At 65.1% G+C, this 20,165-nt stretch carries 21 protein-coding genes; 8 read left to right on the forward strand and 13 right to left on the reverse strand.

The window, feature by feature from the left end:
- Positions 1–33: 33 nt before the first annotated feature.
- Entirely contained in the window at positions 34–876 is an 843-nt protein-coding gene (locus tag A5698_RS21610) for an SDR family oxidoreductase (protein ID WP_068300883.1), read from the forward strand.
- Between the two features lie 122 nt (positions 877–998).
- Here A5698_RS21610 and A5698_RS21615 read toward each other — a convergent pair whose 3' ends face one another.
- Genes A5698_RS21615 through A5698_RS21620 form a run of 3 tightly spaced genes read right to left on the reverse strand, consistent with a single transcriptional unit; the run spans position 999 to position 2,589 of the window.
- A complete protein-coding gene (locus A5698_RS21615; protein ID WP_068300886.1) occupies positions 999–1,757 on the reverse strand; it encodes an SDR family oxidoreductase in 759 nt (252 codons plus the stop codon).
- Positions 1,754–1,948 (reverse strand): (2Fe-2S)-binding protein, encoded by a 195-nt coding sequence (locus A5698_RS28185; RefSeq protein WP_082693544.1) that lies wholly within the window; start codon positions 1,946–1,948, stop codon positions 1,754–1,756. The genes A5698_RS21615 and A5698_RS28185 overlap by 4 nt, the downstream gene beginning before the upstream one ends.
- Positions 1,948–2,589: a hypothetical protein gene (locus A5698_RS21620; RefSeq protein WP_068300889.1), complete on the reverse strand. Its 642-nt coding sequence runs from the start codon at positions 2,587–2,589 to the stop codon at positions 1,948–1,950. The genes A5698_RS28185 and A5698_RS21620 overlap by 1 nt, the downstream gene beginning before the upstream one ends.
- Positions 2,590–2,774: 185 nt before the next feature.
- Here A5698_RS21620 and A5698_RS21625 point away from each other — a divergent pair, with 185 nt between their 5' ends.
- Genes A5698_RS21625 through A5698_RS21635 form a run of 3 tightly spaced genes read left to right on the forward strand, consistent with a single transcriptional unit; the run spans position 2,775 to position 6,195 of the window.
- Positions 2,775–3,971 (forward strand): cytochrome P450, encoded by a 1,197-nt coding sequence (locus A5698_RS21625; protein WP_068300892.1) that lies wholly within the window; start codon positions 2,775–2,777, stop codon positions 3,969–3,971.
- 1 nt (position 3,972) lies between these two features.
- Positions 3,973–5,037, forward strand: coding sequence for a spirocyclase AveC family protein (locus tag A5698_RS21630; RefSeq protein WP_068300894.1), 1,065 nt, complete (start codon positions 3,973–3,975; stop codon positions 5,035–5,037).
- Positions 5,038–5,097: 60 nt separating this feature from the next.
- A complete protein-coding gene (locus A5698_RS21635) occupies positions 5,098–6,195 on the forward strand; it encodes a dihydrodipicolinate reductase (protein ID WP_197506852.1) in 1,098 nt (365 codons plus the stop codon).
- Here the strand turns inward: A5698_RS21635 and A5698_RS21640 are convergent.
- Positions 6,192–7,802, reverse strand: a complete 1,611-nt coding sequence (locus tag A5698_RS21640; RefSeq protein ID WP_068300898.1) for a class I adenylate-forming enzyme family protein — start codon at positions 7,800–7,802, stop codon at positions 6,192–6,194. The genes A5698_RS21635 and A5698_RS21640 overlap by 4 nt on opposite strands.
- A gap of 136 nt (positions 7,803–7,938) precedes the next feature.
- On the opposite strand from A5698_RS21640, the gene A5698_RS21645 reads away from it, so the two are divergent.
- From A5698_RS21645 to A5698_RS21655, 3 genes are all read left to right on the forward strand, one after another.
- Positions 7,939–8,469, forward strand: coding sequence for a nuclear transport factor 2 family protein (locus A5698_RS21645; RefSeq protein ID WP_068300972.1), 531 nt, complete (start codon positions 7,939–7,941; stop codon positions 8,467–8,469).
- 72 nt (positions 8,470–8,541) lie between these two features.
- Positions 8,542–9,762 (forward strand): CaiB/BaiF CoA transferase family protein, encoded by a 1,221-nt coding sequence (locus A5698_RS21650; RefSeq protein ID WP_068300903.1) that lies wholly within the window; start codon positions 8,542–8,544, stop codon positions 9,760–9,762.
- Positions 9,759–10,988: a cytochrome P450 gene (locus A5698_RS21655; RefSeq protein ID WP_068300907.1), complete on the forward strand. Its 1,230-nt coding sequence runs from the start codon at positions 9,759–9,761 to the stop codon at positions 10,986–10,988. The genes A5698_RS21650 and A5698_RS21655 overlap by 4 nt, the downstream gene beginning before the upstream one ends.
- A gap of 9 nt (positions 10,989–10,997) precedes the next feature.
- On the opposite strand, the gene A5698_RS21660 is transcribed toward A5698_RS21655, so the two are convergent.
- The 9 genes from A5698_RS21660 to A5698_RS21700 all read right to left on the reverse strand — a co-directional run bounded on the left by A5698_RS21660 (position 10,998) and on the right by A5698_RS21700 (position 18,396).
- The gene (locus A5698_RS21660; protein ID WP_068300911.1) at positions 10,998–11,603 is read right to left on the reverse strand and encodes a hypothetical protein; all 606 of its coding nucleotides are present in this window, start codon (positions 11,601–11,603) and stop codon (positions 10,998–11,000) included.
- A 73-nt stretch (positions 11,604–11,676) separates the two neighbouring features.
- A complete protein-coding gene (locus A5698_RS21665; RefSeq protein ID WP_068300916.1) occupies positions 11,677–12,279 on the reverse strand; it encodes a TetR/AcrR family transcriptional regulator in 603 nt (200 codons plus the stop codon).
- Between the two features lie 29 nt (positions 12,280–12,308).
- Positions 12,309–13,481, reverse strand: a complete 1,173-nt coding sequence (locus A5698_RS21670) for a lipid-transfer protein (protein WP_068300919.1) — start codon at positions 13,479–13,481, stop codon at positions 12,309–12,311.
- The gene (locus A5698_RS21675; protein WP_067083262.1) at positions 13,478–13,930 is read right to left on the reverse strand and encodes a MaoC family dehydratase; all 453 of its coding nucleotides are present in this window, start codon (positions 13,928–13,930) and stop codon (positions 13,478–13,480) included. The genes A5698_RS21670 and A5698_RS21675 overlap by 4 nt, the downstream gene beginning before the upstream one ends.
- The gene (locus tag A5698_RS21680) at positions 13,927–15,039 is read right to left on the reverse strand and encodes an acyl-CoA dehydrogenase family protein (protein WP_068300925.1); all 1,113 of its coding nucleotides are present in this window, start codon (positions 15,037–15,039) and stop codon (positions 13,927–13,929) included. The genes A5698_RS21675 and A5698_RS21680 overlap by 4 nt, the downstream gene beginning before the upstream one ends.
- A gap of 17 nt (positions 15,040–15,056) precedes the next feature.
- Entirely contained in the window at positions 15,057–15,470 is a 414-nt protein-coding gene (locus tag A5698_RS21685; RefSeq protein ID WP_068300927.1) for a Zn-ribbon domain-containing OB-fold protein, read from the reverse strand.
- Positions 15,470–16,027, reverse strand: coding sequence for an FAS1-like dehydratase domain-containing protein (locus A5698_RS21690; RefSeq protein WP_068300933.1), 558 nt, complete (start codon positions 16,025–16,027; stop codon positions 15,470–15,472). The genes A5698_RS21685 and A5698_RS21690 overlap by 1 nt, the downstream gene beginning before the upstream one ends.
- Positions 16,028–16,042: 15 nt before the next feature.
- On the reverse strand, positions 16,043–17,224 hold the full coding sequence (locus tag A5698_RS21695) for an acyl-CoA dehydrogenase family protein (protein WP_068300938.1): 1,182 nt from the start codon (positions 17,222–17,224) through the stop codon (positions 16,043–16,045).
- Entirely contained in the window at positions 17,224–18,396 is a 1,173-nt protein-coding gene (locus A5698_RS21700) for a cytochrome P450 (protein WP_084792558.1), read from the reverse strand. Before A5698_RS21700 ends, A5698_RS21695 begins: the two co-directional genes overlap by 1 nt.
- A 278-nt stretch (positions 18,397–18,674) precedes the next feature.
- Between A5698_RS21700 and A5698_RS21705 the strand changes: the two genes are divergently transcribed.
- Positions 18,675–20,132, forward strand: coding sequence for an aldehyde dehydrogenase family protein (locus A5698_RS21705; RefSeq protein ID WP_068300942.1), 1,458 nt, complete (start codon positions 18,675–18,677; stop codon positions 20,130–20,132).
- Positions 20,133–20,165: the final 33 nt, after the last annotated feature.

Here is a 20,165-nt window from a genome sequence, read left to right on the forward strand (position 1 = left end):
ATCGGTAAATGAAATTCTCGACAGGAGCGTGCGGTGGACGATGTGCTGAGGTACCGGGGCAAATCGGTGGTCGTGACCGGGGCGGCGTCGGGCATGGGGCGGGCGACCGCGCAGATCCTCGTCGATCTCGGTGCGGAAGTCACCGCCCTCGATATCAAACCCACGACCGTTTCCGTTGCCCGCGCGCTACAGATCGATCAACGTGACCAACAGAGCATCGAAGAGGTCGCGGCGTCCATCGACGGACCTGTCGACGGGCTCTTCAGCTGTGCGGGGCTGCCCGGTCCGCCGTTCAGCGAATGGGACACGATCCTCGTCAACTTCGTCGGGGCGCGTCACCTGGCCGAGCAGCTCGTGCCGAAGATGGCCGAAGGGTCCGCCATCAGCGTGATTTCATCGTCGGCCGCGATCGGTTGGCAGGACCACATCAAGGTCATCACCGGGCTGCTCGAGACGAAGGGTTTCGAGGCTGCCGTCGAATGGCTGACCGCGAACGAGAAGTTGTGGTCGTGGAGCGGCTATGCCTACTCGAAGTACATCATCGACGCGTGGGTGGGCTGGTGGTATCCCGAGCTCGGCCGCCGCGGCATTCGCATCAACTGCATCAACCCGGGCCCAACCGAAACGGCGATGATGCCGGCCTTCCAGGACCTGATGGGCAAGGACACCGTCGATCAGGCGGTCGGACCGGTTGGACGATATTCGACTGCCGAGGAACAAGCCTGGCCGCTGGTCTGTCTCGGCAGCCCACGGTTCAGTTATGTCGGCGGTGAGGTGCTGTGGACCGATGGCGGTTGGAACGGCGCCATGACGATGGGCCGACACCATGCGCAGTGGGCCGACACGGCGGCCGCAGAGATGTCGAAGAACAGCTGAGCATCCCGGACACGCCGAGCGCGCAGTCTTGTACACGACACGCCGGTCCACATGTACAAGACTGCGCGCCCGCACCCTTGGTTAACAGACCGCAGCGACTCTAATCCCTTGACTGGCAACATCTATCGACCGGTGCTCAGCCGGGGCGCGAGATGCACGATGTCGCTCACGACTGTGGGGTTGGCCCGAGACATCGCGATCAACGACAGCATGGCGTTGGCGACGTCGTTGACGGCAGACATCTTCGCCGGAATCTGGCCCTCCTGTGCCCAGGCCCGGTAGAGATCGGCGAGTAGGTCGCGGTCCGCCCCGCGGAGGATTTCGGTGCCCTCCGTCGGACCGACGCTGACACGGATGACGGCCAGTTCGGGATGCTCGGCCCGCCATGATCGCAGGATCTCGTCCAGCGCGGCCTTGCTGGCGTGGTAAGCCCCGACGCCGGCGCGCGGCCTGCCGACTTCATGGCTCGACGCGACGAGCACAACCGCGTCGTCGGCGAGGTGGGGGAGCGCCGCACGCAGCACATGCGATGCGCCTACCGCGTTGACGGCGTAGGCGTGCAGCCACGTCGTGACGTCGGTCTCTTCGATCAACGCGAACGGAACCACGGCGCTGGTGAATACCACCGCATCGAGCTGGCCGAGAGTCGTGGCCACCTCGTCGACGACCCGCTCGATCGCGCGTGGATCGGCGACGTCGAGCTCGTGCGCGGAACCGTCGAACTCTTCGGCCAGTTCGGACAGGAGCTCGACGCGCCTGGCCGCGAGCGCGACACGCGCACCCCTGGTGTGAGCCGCCCGCGCAAGCGCGCGACCGATGCCCGAGGATGCGCCGATCACGAGCATCCGCGCGCCCTTGATGTTGGAGTGTCGATCGCTCATGCCGTGCTTCTCCTACCTGATTCTGATTCCGCTTCCGCGGATTTGATGATCGAGCGGATCGTTCGTCGGCACCTGCCGCAGTCCGATCCGGCACCGCAGGCATCAGACACCTGACGCGACGTCTTCGCGCCCGAGGCGACGGCATCGGAAACCGCCTCGATCGTTATGCCGAGACACAGGCAGACGTACATCAGTGCAGATCCGTCCCGGCCGTCTCGGCCAGTCGCATCGCGTGGACGAACCGCCCGACGAAGACCGGCGGATATGCGCCGACGCCGGCCGATGTCAGCCACTCCGAAGCGATGTCGGAGTCCGCGACCCACTGCAACGCGGTGCGGGCCGTCGCCAGCTGATGAAGGAAAAGCACTTCGCGCGGGGTGTCGAAGGCGCGGTACACGAGTGTTCGGCGAATTCCCGAACGGGCGAAGTCGGTGAGTGATTCGCGCACGCGAGCCATGAAAACCTCGACGCTCCCGACCCGGGTGACGGCGGCGACCACCACCTCGGTGCCCGGCGCGGGTGGCTCGCCGAGGTCGAAGCGCTCGACGACCTCACCGGCGAAGACCGCGGGAAGGTCGTCGATGCCGACCGCGTCGAACCACTCGAAGAAATACGGCGAACGAAGCAGGTCCAGCAGCGGCCGCTCGGTTCGGATACCGATGACGACCAGGACCTTCCCGGGGTCGACCACCGACTCGTACACGAACGCATACCGCGCGCCGAGATCGCGAAGACTGTCCTCGTGCTGCGCGAGCACCGGCCCCACACGCTCGGATTCGGCGATCCGGAACTCGACGGCGAAGATGAAGCTGCGAACGGCGGCTGGAGCCATTGCCGCCTCCTTCGATTCCGTTTTACGCAGGTGAACCCGAGGGTCCGCGATGTGAGAATTCATATTCTCATACAGGTGTTTCTGGCGGTAGGAGGCCGTGACATGGGCGCTCGGCGGCGCCCATTGGGAGCCCTGGGCGGGAGAAATCCGCCAAAATGACGTCCGGTAAAGCCTATTCTCACGGTATGACCTACAGGGTGAAGGTTGAGCCGTACTACGACCCGTTCGACTTCGACATCGACGACGACCCCTACCCCGTATGGAAGAGGCTCCGCGACGAAGCGCCGCTCTACTGCAACGACAAGTACGGCTTCTACGCGCTGAGCAGGTACACCGACGTCGCCCGTGAGCTGGCCAACTGGCAGGACTACCGCTCGGGCAAGGGCACCACCATCGACATCATCCTCAACGGCGTCGAGGTACCGCCGGGCATCATCCTGTTCGAGGACCCCCCGATCCACGACTTCCATCGTCGTCTGCTGTCGGGTGTGTTCACGCCACGGCGCATGGCTGCTATCGAACCGCTGGCGCGAGAGTTTTGCCGGCACGCATTGGAACCACTCGAGAGCGCCGAGACGTTCGACTTCATCGCCGATCTCGGCGCATGGATGCCGATGCGGACCATCGGATACCTGCTGGGCATACCGGAGGACAGGCAGATCGCCATCCGACAGAACACCGACCGGCTTCTCGAACTCAAAGACGGCGAACTCGTCGATGCGGCCGATGACATGCTGACGCGACAAGGGTCGATGCTGGAGGAGTTCATCGACTGGCGTTACGACCACCCATCAGACGATCTGATGACCGAACTGGTCAACGCCGAGATCGAGGAACGTGACGGTAGCCGTAGGCGGTTGACTCGCGGAGAGGTGCTGACCTACGCCGGCACACTCGTCGGCGCAGGAAACGAAACGACGACGCGGCTGATCGGCTTTGCCGGACAACTGCTGTCCGACCACCCGGAGCAACGCCGCGAACTCGCGGCGGATTTCAGCCTCATCCCCGCGGCGGTCGAGGAGGTGCTGCGCTACGAGGCACCCTCGCCTGTGCAGGCACGATATGTCGCTCGTGATGTCGAATTCTATGGCCAGACGGTCGCCGAGGGCTCGGTGATGCTGCTCATCAACGGTTCGGCGAATCGGGACGAGCGACAGTACCCGGACGCGGACCGGTTCGACATCCACCGGCAGGCCACTCATCTGTCGTTCGGTCGCGGAATTCACTTCTGCCTCGGCGCCGCGCTCGCGCGGATGCAAGCGCGGGTGGCGCTCGAGGAGGTGCTGAGCCGATGGCCCGACTGGGAAGTCGATTACGGGGCGGCCAAACGCGCTCACACCTCCAGCGTCAGAGGGTGGGCCACGCTTCCGGTGGCGGTGTGAGTTGACCAATACCGTTGAGCGCACGCCCAACTCCGCTCCCGGAGATCCGGCCGAGGCGCACCTCTCGCCGTGGCCTGCCAGGACCGGATGGTCGCTGTTCGTCATCGCCTACCTGGCGTTCGCCGTAGTGACGATCGCGAACATTCAGACAGGTCTGCACGGGGACCCGAAGAAGGTGAACCCGAATCCCGGCCCCGATCCGTATCCGCCGTTTCTCGGCTTCGACAACTGGCCGCTGGCCGTCGCCATCAGCTCGATCCCGTTGGCGATCGGTCTGATCGCCGTACTGGCGTGGTTGTCGTGGCGGGAGCGAAAGGTGCACTGGGCGGTCATCATCGCGTTCGCCGGCCTGATCACCGGGGCGCTGGACCCACTGGCGAACTGGGCGACGTTCGCAATATTCGATCCGCGCATGTTGCACTTCCCGCTGTCCTGGCCGTACGTGAACATCTCACCGAATCTCGAACCGGCGCTGGCATTCCTCGGTGGTTACGCCGCTTACTATCTGCTGAACGGTCTGGGCTTTTTGAAGCTGCACGACAGGATTTTGGATCCGCTGATGCGTCGCGTCGGCTGGTTGGCGCCGCACAGGCTGCTGCGGGTGTTCATCGGTGCGACGATCATCGCCGTCCCGATCAACGGCCTCATCCAATTCACCTGGATGCGAGCCGGAATCTTCTACTACACAGAGGCAGTCGGACCGGTGCTGCATATCGGGCACATCCACTTTCCCGTGATCATGGCGGTGTACGACGCCCCGATCTTCGCCATGGTTGCCGTGATGTGCGTGCGGGACGAGAGTGGCGAACTGGTGTTGATCAACCGACTCGCACGCTGGTTGCCCGCGAGGCGGGGGCGCGCGAAGGTGACGCTGACTCGGCAGCTGTTGGTATCGGTGACGGTAGGCCTGGCGTCGTTCGCTGTGCCGCTGGCCGTGTTGGCGGGGCTGCGGGAGGCAGGTCTGTCGCGGCCCTCGTTCGATCAGAACCCGTATCCGGATGTGAACCTGTACGACCCATACGGTCATCTCGAGGAAGCCGGCAAGCCAGGACCGTTCTACCGCTGACATGGTCAGTCCCACGATGACGAGAACTGTTGCCCCGCAGGGGTGAGGAGGTAATACACCGTGACCGACTTCTCCGGTCGTCGCTATCGAGTTGTCCACGTCGGCACCGGGTTGACCGGCAGGGAGGCGTTGCGCGCGGTCATCGAGGACCCCTCGCTCGATCTCGTCGGAGTGAAGGTGTCGACACCGGGAAAGGCAGGGATGGACGCGGGAGAACTGTGCGGTGCACCACCCGTCGGAGTACGTGCAACCGATGAACTGTCGGCTGTTCTCGCGCTGAAGCCCGACTGCGTGACCTACTGCGCGACCGCCGTCCGACGCGAAGAAGAGGCGATTGCGGACATCGCCACGTACCTCAGTGCCGGGATCAATGTGGTGACCTTCTCGCTGATCCCGATGATTTATCCCCCGGCCGCACCCGCGCCATGGCGAGAAGCACTGGAAAAGGCTGCTGCTGAGGGTAATTCAACGTTCTATGCCACCGGCAGCGAACCGGGGTTCATCAGCCTGAACATCCCCACGGCTCTGTTGACCGGAGCGGGCCGAGTCGACGCATACCGGATGGACGAATACGCGGTCGACCTCGACAAGGCATACCCGATATGGGACGTCTTGCATGAGTCGATGGGATTCGGTAAGCCCGATGGCCATGTGCCGGTACGAATCGCGTCCGGAAAGGTCGACAAGGATTGGAGCACGGTGGTGACTTACATCGCCGACATCCTCGGATTCGAACTCGATGGGATAGAGCTGGATTGGGAGACGCTGCTCGCACCGACCGACCTTGCGACTGCGCTCGGTGTCATCGAGGAGGGAACGATCTGTGCGCACCGGTGGCAGCTCGCCGGGATCGTCAGGGGCCGCCCGGCCGTCGCGGTTCAATACTTCGCGACTGTCAGCAGCACGCCGTGGCCCGACCGTTGGCCCAAGCCTGCGCGCGAAGGCCAAGGCGGAATGGTGTTCCGCATCAACGGCAATCCCAACATGAACCTCGAACTGCACCTGGAACAGTCGGACGAGGACCGGGTTAATCCCGGTGTCGCGGCCACGGCGCTCGCGGCGGTGAACGCCGTTCCGAGCGTCTTCGAAGCCTCACCGGGCGTGATCTCCAGCCCTCTGTCCGGGCCGTCGGTTGTCACCCGGCAGTCCAGCGCTTAGCTTTCTGACAACAGATCACTGAGCTGCTTGGCGAGGTCCGACTTCTTGACCTTGCCCGTGGCAGTGAATGGCAGCGCCTCTTTGTCGGTCACCCAGATGAACTTCGGAACTTTGTATGCCGACAGGCGGCTACGGACATCTGCCCGCAGCGCTTCGGCATCCAGCAGTGCGTCGCCGCGCGGAACCACCGCGGCGGCCACGATCGTTCCGTTGTGGCCGTCTTCGGCACCGACGACATACGCCTCGAGAACGCCGTCGCAACCGGACAGGGCCGATTCCACCTCTCCCGGTGTGACGTTGGTGCCACCACTGGTTTTGATCAGGTCGCCCAGCCGCCCGGTGAAGGTGATCCAGCCGTCGTCGTACTGAATTCCGCAATCGCCCGTTCGGTAGTAGCCATCGGGAGTGAACACGTCCTCGCGCTCACGCTTGTAAAGCCGCTGCATGAGCGAGTAGCCACGCACCCAGATCTCGCCGTCGCTGCCCGGAGAGACGGGGTCTCCCGTCTCTGGGTCGACGAGCAGATGCGACAGCCCTTCGATCGAGTAGCCGCCCGTCACCGAGCGATCGGCCGGTTGCGGTGGATAGGGGTCGACGCCGATGTGATTGCCGCAGAGTTCGGTCATCCCCAGCGCATTGGGTCCCTTCGGCCGGCGTTCGGGGGGCACCATGGCGGGCATGCTGGTGCGCTGCACCGAGCTGAGGTCGCGCCGCGCGAAGTCCGGGTGCTCGGCCAGCGACTTGCCTTGTTGTGGCCAACCGAGCGTGATGGTCGCGCGGTGACGCTCGATCAACTCCAGCGCGTCGGCCGCGTCGAACGCGGGCTGGGTCACCAGCGTCGCACCGTGGTGGATCACGGCATGGATGCCGGTGATCAGGCCACCGACCCAGAAGAACGGCATCGCCGTGAACATCACCGTGGTGTTCGTGACGCCGTAGTCGAAAGTCAGGTTGTACGTGTGGCGCACCAACGTACCCTGCGTGTGCACAGGACCTTTCGGGTCTCCGGTGCTGCCCGAGGTGTAGATGATCATCGCGTCGTCTGCTGGCGTCACGCACGACTCGACCTCCGCCAAGAAGTCGGCGCCGTACCGCTCATCCGCGCTGACCGGCAGTGTCGTCGCCCACGGCCGATCGCAGTGTCCCCACACGGCGATCGTGCGCAGAAACGGCGCGCCTGACACGGCCAGCCTGCCGGGACTGCCCTGGCCGGCGAGGCCGGGCAGCGCCTCCTCGAGGCGGTCGAGGAAGCTGTGGCCACGGAAGCTCGAGAGGGCGAGGATTGCGCGCAGATCGGCGTGCCGGGCGGTCCACGCCAGCTCAGACGCCTTGTAGAACGTGTTCAGCGGGACCGCGACCGCGCCGATACGCGTGATGGCGAACCAGGCGACCGCCCAGTCGACGCTGTTGGGCATCAGGATGCCGACGTGGTCGCCCTTTCCGAAGCCCTCGTCGAGCAGCGCCGTCGCCAACCGGGCCGACCGCTGGTCCAGGTCGGCGTAGGTCAGCGTCTGACCATCCGATATGAGAAACGGCTTGTCTCCGAACCGCGCCGCAGACGATCTGACGAGGGCGGGGATCGTGGGCGTGAGTGTCGGGGAAGGCACGAGGTGGATTCCTTAGCGGTCCTGCGCTGGGACGGGCTGGCCCCCACAGGATAGCCATCGTCACCGGAAACGAGAATATCGGTTCTCGCTGGATGTCCCTGGCTATTAGACTCCGGCCATGTCGATGTCCGACCGGGTGGATCGACTCGAGTCCTGCATCGAGATCGCCCAACTGCCCAGCCGCTACGCCATGGCACTGGATGCGCGGGATCTCGATGCACTGGTGGCGTTGTTCGTCGACGACGTGCACGCCGGGTCGCACGGCATCGGTAGAGCGGCGCTCAGGCAGTGGTACGACGAAGCGCTTCGCAGGTTCTATCGCAGCATCCATCTGATCTGCGGGCATGCATTCGATTTCGCCGATCCCGACCATGCGACGGGGTCGACCTACTGCCGGGCCGAGCATGAGGACGGCGACGGGTGGTATGTCATCACGATGCGCTACGACGACGTCTACGAGCGCCGCGACGGTGCCTGGTACTTCGTCAAGCGACGCGAGCATCCCTGGTACTCCGTCGACGTGACCGAGCGGCCCGGACCGGAATTCATCCGATGGCCCACCGATGTACCGCTGCGCGCACAGATGCCACACCGCATGCCGACCTGGCGGGCGTTCTGGGACAGCGGTGACCCGGCGCTTCCCGAGCGCCTGTCGCGGCGGCCGTAGCGCGCACGCAAGCCCCAAGATAGTGTGATTCTCAAATCTGAAAATGCCCGTTAACGCCTGTAGGAGGACGACATTTCCGTCGATAACGTGCTCAGCGGAGTTCGGGTGCTCGAGGTCGCGGCATGGACATTCGTGCCGTCGGCTGGTGCAGTGCTCGCCGAGTGGGGTGCCGAGGTCATCAAGGTCGAACCGCGTGACGGCGGTGATCCGCAGCGTGGTCTCGTCACCATGGGGATCGTCGATGAGGGTGGTGGTTCGGTCAATTACATGATCGAGATCCCGAATCGCGGCAAGAAGTCGATCGGTGTCGACCTGAGCACGCCTGGCGGTCGGGACGTGGTGCACGCGCTGGCCAAGACCTGCGATGTGTTTCTGACCAGCTATCTGCCGGATCGCCGCCGGAAGTTCGCCATCGACGTCGATGACATCCGGGCGGTAAATCCGAGCATCGTGTATGTGCGGGGATCCGGCCACGGCCCCAAGGGGCCGGACGCGGACAAGCCGGGCTACGACGGCGTCTCGTACTGGGCGCGGGGCGGGATCGCCACCGCGTTGACGGAGGAGAAGGACGAGCTCGTTCGCTCTCGCCCGGCATTCGGTGACCTGCTCGGCGGTATGACCATCGCGGGCGGTATCGCTGCGGCGCTGTACAAGAAGGCCACGACCGGCGAGGGATCGGTCGTCGACGTGTCGCTGCTCGGACTTGCGGCCTGGAACCTCAGTCCCGACGTCGCGGTGAGCCAAATCCACGGTGGCAGCGCCATTCCCAAGTTCGGTCATGCGGATGCACCCAACCCGCTCGTCGGGACGTACCGCACGAAGGACGGACGCTACGTCCAGTTGATGATGCTGCAACTCGACAAGTTCTACGCCGAAGCGATGCGCGTGATCGGGCTTCCGGAACTGATCGACGATCCGCGATTCGCCGACCCGGCATCACGGTTCGAGAACCGGGTCAGCCTCATCGCCCTACTCGACGAGGCATTCGCCGAGCGCACACTGGCCGAATGGCGGGAGACTCTGGCAGCGCTCTCGGGCGCGTGGGGGATCGTGCAAACCCCGGGTGAGCTCTGCGACGACCCCGCCATCACAGCCAACGGATATGTCGCGCATACCCAGACCGTCAGCGGAGTGCCGTTCTCGCTGCCCACCAATCCCGTTCAGTTCAACGAGCGGTCGGTTACCCCCGGTGGTGCGCCCGAGCACGGTCAGCACACCGAGGAAATCCTCATGGACGCCGGGATCGAGTGGGACACCATCGAAGAACTCAAGGAGTCTGGAGCGATCCTGTGAATGCGCCCTCGCGCGAGGTCGATGGACGGCCCGTCGAGTTCGACCCGTTCTCGCAAGACTTCTTCGACGGCGCGTACGACACCTACCGTCGCCTGCGCAACGAGGCCCCGATCTACTACAGCAAGAAGTGGGACTTCTGGGCGCTGACCCGCTACGACGACGTGGCACCCGCCACGAAAGACCACGAGACCTTCTCGTCGGCCAAGGGCGCCACCCTCGACATGGTCAAGGCGCACGACGACGCCATCCCGGTGCCGAAGGTGATCATCTCGATGGATCCGCCGGAGCATCAGAAGATGCGGCGTCTGGTCAGCAACGTCTTCACTCCTCGCGCGATCGCCGCGTTGGAGGACATGGTGCGCGAGAAGGTGTATGAGCGCATCGAAGCACTGAATCCCGAGCAGTTCGACGCCGTCGCCGACTTTTCGGCCCTGTTTCCGAACGAGGTCATCACGACCATGCTCGGCGTGCCAAAGGAGGACCGGGACCAGATCCGGCGCTGGCTGGATCTTCTGCTCGAGCGCCGGCCCGGTGAGATCGCCGTTCCCAGAGAGGGATACGAGGCCTCGATGAACACCGGCCTCTATTATTACGACCTCGTGCAGCAGCGTCGCGCGGCGCCGCAGGACGACATGATCAGCCGTCTCATCGAGACGGAGATCGAGCGCGATGGCGTGGTGGAGAAGCTCACCGATGTCGACATCACCGGCTTCGCCACGATGCTCGGAGGCGCCGGCGCAGAAACGGTCACCAAGCTGGTGGGAAACGCGATGGTCGCGTTCGCCGACTTCCCCGATCAGTGGCGCAAACTTCGCGATGACCGCAGCAAGATCCCTGCCGCGATCGAGGAACTACTGCGATACGAAGCGCCGTCGCAGTATCAGGTCCGCACCGCGACGCGCGATGTCACCTACTACGGCACCACGATTCCGAAGGATGCCGCCGTGTTGCTCGTGACAGGGTCCGCCCTGCGCGACGAGCGGATGTTCGACGACCCCGACCGCCTCGACATCGACCGCGACCGCAAGATGGGCTTCAACCTCGCCTTCGGTTACGGAGTGCACAGTTGTCTCGGCGCCGCATTGGCGCGTATGGAAAGCCGCATCGCGCTCGATGCGCTGCTCGACTTCATCCCCGAATACGAGGTCGACCGTGACGGCCTCCGGCGCGTGGCGATGTCCAACGTGTGTGGCTATTCCAACGCCCCTGTGCGCCGGACCTCCTGAGGCAGTTCCTCAGGCCGGAAGTGCGGGTTCGACTACCGTGAGACGGCGAAAACCACCGTTGAACGCTTCGTTGGTGCACGCGGACACTTCCGTGCCCGCTGCTTTCAGCGCGTAGTACTTGAACGCGCGTGCGGCGGAGCTAAGACGGTGTTCGATGTCGGAGGCCGAAGCTGGTGCAGCAGGCGAGGATCCGCCCCACGCGGCCACGTCCGCGCCGTGTCGCCGCGTGGCGTCCGCGACGAAGCGGCGCACCCCGCGATGCTTCGGGTACATACCTGCGGCGAACAACACCGCGTCCGGGCGATGCGACTCGGTATCGAAGGTGCTCGGCAGGAGATAGCCTGTGGCACCGAGGATCCGGACGGCCCGCGCGTGTGCATCGGTCTCGAGGTAGATGTCGACGAGCCACCCGGCGCGTAGCGCATCGACGGCGAGCCCGCCGGCCGCCGCTACCGCCTCCACCGCATCCGGTGCGAGGACGACCAGCTTGTAGGGCGCTGCGTGGTCCCGGTCCGGCGGCCGGTGTGCCCCCGTCTCGGCGTCGGCATCGGCGCTGCGGTCGCCGCGGTGGGTTTCACTCAGACCCTCCTCGTATGCGCTGGCGGAAGTCAGCATAGCCACAGATGAGAATGCACATTCTCTTCTCGGCAGGCCGCATTCTGTCCGGTCCGTCCATGGGCTGATCTCGCTACCGGCGGCGTCGACCGCTGTCGACGAATCCGTTCACCGCGTATGCGCGTACGAATCCGGCCACGGCGTCGTCGTCGCGCATGTCGATCACTGCTGACGGAGTCGTGAACAGTGAGAACAACATTCGTGCGAACCACTCACACGCCGACGGCACGTCGAGGTCCGAACGGACCTCGCCGGTCAGCTTTGCCGCGGTCACGTACGGGGTCAGAAAATCGGCGCATTCCTTCAGGAGTGTGGCGGCGTTCTTGGTCATCATGAGGCTGACTTCCGCCGCGTCGAAGTACACCTCGGGTTCGACCACCCGACGCGCCTGGGCCACGAAGACCGCGGCGCGCGTCAAGCGCCCCTCCAGCGTGCTGCCCCCGTGGCGGTCGATGGCCTTGGCCATGTTGCGGTAGAACCGTTGCGACGCCGCCTCGGCGCACGCCTCGACGACCGTCTCCTTGTCCCGGAAGTACTCGTAGAAGGTGCTGCGCGACACGTCGGCAGCGCGGGCGATGTCGACGATGGTCGTCTTGGCCAGCCCGCGCGTGCGGAAGCAGGAGAAGGCGGCCGAGATGATGGCATCCCGGGTGTCCACCTCCACCGACTGGGTCATGTCAGACGCCACCGCACGACATTAACCGCTCAGCGGTCCGGGGCGAGGATGAGGCCGCTGGTCGGGACGCCGGTGCCCGAGGTCACCAGCACGTGTTCGACATCGTCGATCTGGTTGTATGAGGTGCCGCGGATCTGGCGGACGCCTTCGGTGATGCCATTCATCCCGTGGATGTAAGCCTCACCCAGCAGTCCGCCGTTGGTGTTGATGGGCATCCTGCCGCCCAGCGAGAGTTCGTCGACGGAGACGAAGTCCTTGGCCTCGCCCCGGCCGCAGAATCCGAGTTCCTCGAGTTGCGTGAACACGAACGGGGTGAAGTGGTCGTAGAGGAAGGCGGTCGAGATGTCGCCGGGCTTCAATCCGGAGTTGCGCCAGAGCTTGTCGCCGACCACGCCCATCTCGGGCAGGCCGGTGATGTCGTCGCGGTAGTAACTGGTCATGACCTCGCCGTCGTATGCGGCGCCCTGGGCCGCGGCCGTGATCACGGCAGGGGGCTTGGCGAGATCACGCGCCCGTTCGACACTGGTCACCACCATCGCCACCCCGCCGTCGCTCTCCTGACAGCAGTCGAGCAGGCGCAACACCGGCTCGATGATCCAGCGTGACTCCTGGTGCTGTTCGAGGGTGATCGGTTTGTCGTAGAACCAGGCGTCGGGATTCTTGGCCGCATGCTTGCGGTCGATGACGGAGATCTTGCCGAAGTCGGCGTTGGTGACGCCGTACGTGCTCATGTAGCGCTGAGCGTGCAGGGCAACCCACGCGGCCGGTGTCATGAAGCCGAACGGGGCATACGGGGCCATCCACAGCGGGGTGACGCCGGGCTGGCGACCGGCGCCGCCGAACCGAAACCCGGAGCGCTCGTTGAAAGCCCGATAGCACACCACGGCCTCGGCCGCGCCCGTCGCGACCGCCATCGCGGCCTGCATGACGGTGCCCGCGGCGGCACCGCCGCCGTGCGGTACCCGGGTGAAGAAGGTGAGGTTTTCGATCCCGACGTTGCGAGCGACCTCGATCTCTTCGTTCTCGTCGACGGAGAACGTCACCATGCCGTCGATGTCCTTGGGGCTCAGGCCCGCATCTTCGATGGCCGCCTTGACCGCTTCACATGCCAGTTGCATCTCGGTCCGCCCGGATTCCTTGGAGAATTCGGTCTGACCGATGCCGACGAGCGCGGCCCTGCCGCCGATGCCGTCCTTGGTCATGCCTCAACGCCCTCGAGCAGGCTCAGCACCGCCGTGCCCTTGACGTGATCGCCCAGGCTGTTGGTGCCCTTGAAGGTGACCTCGATTAGCCCCTCGCCGTCCGCCGAGGACTTGTCGGTGACGCTGCCTTCGAACCGCAGCGGATCGTTCGGATAGGCGGGCACACCGAGCCGGATGGACAGCTTCTTGACCATCGCCTCGGGTCCCGCCCAGTCGTGTAGAAACTTCACACACAGCCCGTTGGTCGTCAGGATGTTGAGGAAGATGTCCTTGGAGCCTTGGGAATTGGCAAAGTCGCGGTCGTGGTGCACCGGCATGTAGTCACGGGACGCTATCGCACCGGCGACGATCAACGTGGTGGTGACGGGAACGTCGAGCGGCGTCACCTGGTCGCCGACGTTGACGTCGTTGAAAGCGAGCGTGGTGGTGCGCTTCAGTGTCGAGGTCATTGGTTTGGTCCTTCCGCGTATGCGTTGCCGAGCCGGGACAGCTGCTGTGACGCCGATCCGAGCGCGAGTTCAATCTGCTTGGCCCACAGGAAGTAGCGGGACAGGGGATAGGTGACGTCGATGCCCATGCCGCCGTGTACCTGCTGGGCGGACGCGGTGACCCGCGCTCCGGCCTCGGCGGCCCAGAACTTGGCGATTGCCGCTTCGCGCTCGGCGGGCCTGCCTTCGGCGATCAGCCAGGCCGCATGCCACGTGGTCCAGCGGATCGCCTCGGTGTCGATGAATGCGTCGGCCAAACGCTGCTGTACGGCCTGAAACGATCCGATGGGGCGGCCGAACTGTTCACGTTCGCTGGTGTAGGACGCGGCCAGCTTCAGCGCACGGTCAGCGACGCCGATCTGCATCGCGCACAACCCCACCAGCGCTCTGCTGTACAGCGCGCGGACGATGTCGGCATCGGCTCGCTCGGTCAGCCGCGACCCGATGGCATCGGTCAGTTCGACGTCGGCGAAGGGCTCACCGTTGGTTGTGGACGCCGGCGTCACATCTACGCCGGTGTCGTCGGTTTCGACGACGAACAAGCCGGGTCCGTCGTCCGTCGTGGCCGATACGGCGATGGCCGACGCGATCTGCGCCGCGGGCACCAACTCTTTGGCGCCGGTGAGCCGCCAGCCCTTCCCGTCGGCCCGCGCGGTGGTCCGCGGTGCGGTCGGATCGGAACGACCGGGTTCGACGAGCGCGGCGGTCAACTGGGTGCTGCCGTCGACCACGCCGGGCAGCCACCGCCGCTGAAGCTCCGAATCACCGTGCCGGGCAATGGTATCGGCACCGAGGACGAGCGTCGCGTACACCGGGACCGGCGCAACGCTGTACCCGACCTCGCTGAGCAGCACACCCAGCTCGAGGAAACCGCCACCGCTACCCCCGACGGATTCTGGCAGCGCGATTCCGAGCAGGTCGGCCGACGCCAACTCGGCCCACAGTGCGGCGTCATACCGCACCTCGCCCGCTTCGAGCTCGGTTAGATGCTCCGGTGTGGCACGGTGCTCGAAGAGCTGCCGGGCGACCTTGGCGACGGTCTCCTGCTCCTCGGTGAAGGTGAAATCCATATGTGGGTTCCTCTGGTTCAGCGCGCCGACCGAAACTGGTGCAACACCAGCTCTTCTCCGCTTGGCAGTGCTTCGAAGGTCTCGTAGAAGACTTCGACGGGCATTCCGACCTCGATCGCCTCGGGTTCGATATCGCAGAGGTTCGACACGATGCGAACGCCTTCGTCGAGTTCGATCAGCGCGACGACGTAGGGATATTCGAGAAAGGGCAGGGGCGGGTACTTCGGCATCACAAAGCTGTAGACCGTCCCGCGTCCGCTGGAAACGACGTAGTCCCAATTGAGTGACTGGCAGCCACCGCACATCGGTCGCGGCGGAACGCGGAAGGTCTTGCAGTCGGTGCAGCGCTGGATGCGGAGCTCGTGCTCCTTGAGCCCGGACCAGAAGAACTCCGTGTCGGGACTGATCGAGGGAGCGAGTCTGCTGGCCATCAATTACTCCCACCTGTTTTGAACCGCAGGGTGCGAAACCACTGGCGGCCGATGACTTCGCCGTTCTGATCGCGGTAGGTGGTCACCCATGTGACGAAGAACCCGTTGCCCATGGCCGTCTTCTTCTCATCGGAGATCGAATCGAAGACCGTCTCGGAGGTGATCTCGTCTCCCACCCGCGGGTAGCGCTCGATCTCGAACTCGGAGTTCGTCGCGATGATGCCGGTGTAGCCGGCGTCGGAGAGAAACTGCAGGGGATTCTCGCCCTTCATCTCGATCGGCACACCGCCGCGCTCGTGGATGCCCTCCAGCTTCGGTGGCGGCATCGTCCACGTCTGCAGCATCACCGGCGGTGACACGATATCGCCGTAGCGGGAGTTCTTCGCGAACTCGGGGTCGAGGTAGGCCGGGTTCATGTCACCCAGGGCATACGCCCAGTGCCGGATCATCGCGGCGTTCACCGGATCCGGCGCGCGCACCGGCTTGCCGACGCCGTCGGTGGGCTTGCCGATGAGCGCGTCGAGGCGTTCGCGCAGTTCGTCTTTCGCTGTGGTCACTGCTGATTTCCTTTCTCAGGACGCTCGCATGTCGCGGGGTGCGCGTGGCATCCCGAGGCCCGCCATGGCGATGATGTCTCGCTGCAGTTCGTTTGCGCCGCCGCCGAAGGTGTTGATGACGGCGAGGCGGTAGGCGCTTTCGAGTTCACCCTTCAGGGGCGCGTCGGAGCCCTTCCGGGTGCCGGCCTGGCCGACGACGTCGAGGAGCTCGCGAGCCACCTGCTGTGTCAGTTCAGTCCCGAAAACCTTTGCAGCGGAGGCTTCTCCCATACCGAGTGCGCCGGAGCTCATGTTGCTGTTGACCCGCAGGTTCAACAACCGGTAGGCAGCGACCTGTGCCTCGACGCGGGCGAGGGCCTGTTGGACCCACGGCTGGTCGATGACGCGTCCGCCGTCCAGCGGCGTGGTCCTGGCCCACTCCACGGTCTTGGCGAACAACGGCTCGAGTGCGCCGAGATTGCCGAGCGCGGCACGCTCCAGGTTCAGCTGGTTGGTCACCAGCTTCCAGCCTTGGTTCTCACCCAGCACGATCGCGCTCTCGGGCACCCGCACGTCGTCGTAGAACGTGTAATAGGTCGACACACCGGGCATGGTGTGCAGTGGCTTCCACGAGAACCCCGGCGAGTCGGTGGGCACGATGAAAACGGTGATGCCCCTGTGTTTCTTGGCTTCTGGATCGGTGCGCGCCGCGAGCCAGATGTAGTCGGCGAACTCCGCGCCGCTGGTGAACATCTTCGAGCCGTTGATGACGAACTCATTGCCGTCGCGCACCGCGGTCGTCCGCAGCGAGGCGAGGTCGCTTCCCGCGCCCGGCTCGGAGTAGCCGATCGCGAAGTCGACGGTGCCCTTGAGTATTGCGGGAAGGAACTTTTGCTTCTGTTCCTCGGTGCCGTACTGGATCAGCGTGGGTCCGACGGTGTTGAGCGTGATCATCGGCAGCGGCGCATGCACACGGCGCGCCTCCTCGCTGAAGATGTACTGCTCCAGCGCGGTCAGCCCGCGTCCGCCGTACTCCACGGGCCACGCGACGCCGAGCAGACCGGCCTCGCCGAGCGCGCGCCTGCACTCGGCGACGGCGGCGCCACCCTCCATCAGGCCGGAGACCGCCGCACGCCGCTCCGGGGTCATCACCGCCTCGAGGCGCTCCCGGAACTCCGCGCGGAGTCGCTCCTGTTCGGGGGTGTAGTCGAAGTCCATCACACACTCGCCTTCAAGCGCACCGGCATGCGTTTGACGCCCGGCACCATGGTGGCGCGCAGGCGGGTCACGTCCCCGGTCAACTCGATACTCGGATACGTACCGAAGAGCACCTCGAACATGATCCTGGCCTCGAGCCGTGCCAGTTGAGCACCCAGACACGCATGTTCACCGGCGCCGAAGGCGATGTGCGGGTTGGGGTTCCGGGTAATGTCGAATTCCTCGCTTGTCGGTCCGAAGATCTCCTCATCGCGGTTGGCCGCGCCGTACAGCATCACCACCGTGTCGCCGGCCTGAATTTTCTGCCCGCGGATCTCGATGTCGGCGGTCGCCCTTCGCGCCATGTGCGTCACCGGACTGGTGAAGCGCAGCATCTCCTCGACTGCGCATGTCAGCAGCGACGGGTCCGAACGAAGCAGTGCGAACTGATCGGGATGATCCAGCAGCACAGCCGTACCGAGCGCGATGAGGTTGCGGGTGGTCTCGTTTCCGGCCACCAGGAGAAGGAAGGAGAAGTTGAGCAGATCGGCATCGGTGAGGCGCTCCCCGTCGACTTCGGCGGCGGCCAGGATGCTCAACAGATCGTCTTGTCCGGAGACCTCGCCGGAGCGCCGGGCCTCGATCAGCTTGGTGAAGTATTCGTACAGCTGACCGAGCGCCACCAGGTGATCCAGCTCGATGTCGGGATCGGCGGTGCCAACGGCCGCGTCGGACCAGGTGCGGAACTTCTCCCAGTCTTCCGGTGCGGCGCCGAGCATTTCGGCGATCATCCGGGTGGGCAGGGGAGCCGCGATCTCTTCGGCGAACTCGTACTCGCGGGAGGGATCGATGCCGTTGACTATGCCGTCGACGATCCGCCGGATCGTGGGCTCCAGCAACGACACCTGACGGCGGGTGAACCCCGCGTTGATGAGCTTGCGCAGCTGCCGGTGCCGCGGCGGATCGGTGAAGATCAGGTTGCCTTCCTGGACAGGCTCGGGCTGGCTGGGATCGGGAATGGTGATGCCGTGCGTCGACGAGAACAACACCGGGTGGCCGGAGACGAAGCGCACGTCCTCGTACTTGGTCAGCGCCCAGAAGTTCGTGACGTCGTTCCACACCACCGGAGTCGTCGCGCGCAGTTCCCGGTAGGCCGGATACGGGTCGCCGGCGTAGAAGTCCGGCGAGTGCAGCGGATGAGCGGAGGTCGGTCGGGGCGTGGATTCAATGGGCACGCAAACTCTCCTCAACACATCGGCCATCGGACAAATTAGACACAAATGTCCGGTGAGACTGTGTCTACAGCACGTGAGACGACCGTGTCAATGAACATCGCCGCAGGATAATGCCCGCAAACGTTGACTACGCGCCCACGCCCGGTGTACACACAAGGCGCAGATGTAGGGCATTTCGGGCATCGGCGAGATGACTCGACGGCCCACAGCCGTAATCAGGAAGGTCCAGTGATCTGATGGCCGCATCCACCCTCGTCGACGACTACGACCTCTACATCAACGGCAGTTGGGTGAAGCCGGAAGGCGGCCGATACGACGTCATCGATCCGGCGACCGAGGCCGTGATCGCGTCGGCGCCGGACTCCGGGATGGCGCAGGCCGAACAGGCGATCGCCGCCGCGCGGACCGCGTTCGACGCCGGGCCGTGGGCGACGGCCACACCGCAGGAGCGGTCCCGGTGCCTGCAGCAGTTGAGCGATGCGTTGCTGGCCCATGGTGACGAGATCTACGCGCTGGCGCAGACCGAGTGGGGTTGCACAGCAAATGAACGGCTGATCCACGTCGACGGTCCCGCATTCATGGCTGGGCACTCTGCCGAGCTCGCGCTCGAGCCGGCCGAGGCACCGATGGACGCATGGGGGGCGGCGGGCACCACGTTGTTGCGGTACGAACCTCTCGGCGTCGTGGCGATCATGACGCCGTGGAACTTCCCCCACACCCTCAACGTGATGAAATTGGGTGCGGCGCTGGCCGCGGGAAACACCGTCGTGCTGAAACCGTCGCCACTGACCCCGCTCGCCGGGCTGGCCCTGGCACGGATCATCGACGACGAGACCGATATTCCGCCCGGAGTCGTCAACGTCGTCACGCCCACCGGCATCGATGCGAGCAAGGTGCTGACCCTGGACCCGCGGGTGGACATGGTGAGCTTCACCGGCAGCTCCGCGGTCGGCCGCGACGTGATGGCGGGCGCGGCGAAGACGATGAAACGGATCCTGCTCGAGTGCGGCGGCAAGTCGGCGTCGGTTCTGCTCGACGATGTCGAGGTCACCGACGAACTGCTGGAGCGGCTGTTGTTCGAAGGGTGCACGCTGCATGCGGGGCAGGCGTGCATCCTCAACAGCCGGCTCGTGGTGCCCGCCGCGCTGCACGACGAGGTCGTCACCCGGCTCGCCGATCTGGCGCGCGCCGTGACGGTCGGCAATCCCGCCGACGACGGGGTGGATATGGGGCCGCTGATCAGCAGGGAACACCTCGAGCGGGTGGAGGGCTTCGTGCAACGGGCCGAGTCCGATGGCGCGAAGGTGGTGACAGGTGGCGGCCGTCCCGAAAACCACTCGCGTGGGTTCTATTTCGAGCCGACGATACTGACCGACACCAGCCCCGATTCGTACATCGCGCAGGAGGAGGTGTTCGGTCCCGTATTGACCGTCCTGCGCTATGACGGCGACGACGAGGCGGTGGCGGTGGCGAACAACTCTGCGTACGGGCTCGGCGGTGCGGTGTGGGGCGCCGATGTCGAACGCGCCGTCGGCATCGCACGACGCATCAGGACGGGCCAGGTCTCGATCAACGGCACCATCCCCGGCGACGCGCCGTTCGGTGGGTTCAAACAGAGCGGCATCGGTCGCGAGGGCGGGGTCATGGGATTGCGTGCGTACATGGAACCCAAGGCGATCGGGGTTCCGGCGTGAGCCCCGAAGGCGACGACGCGCGAGCATCGCAGC

This window comes from Mycobacterium sp. E136, from assembly GCF_001666865.1.
In the GTDB taxonomy this organism is placed as follows: Bacteria; Actinomycetota; Actinomycetes; order Mycobacteriales; family Mycobacteriaceae; genus Mycobacterium.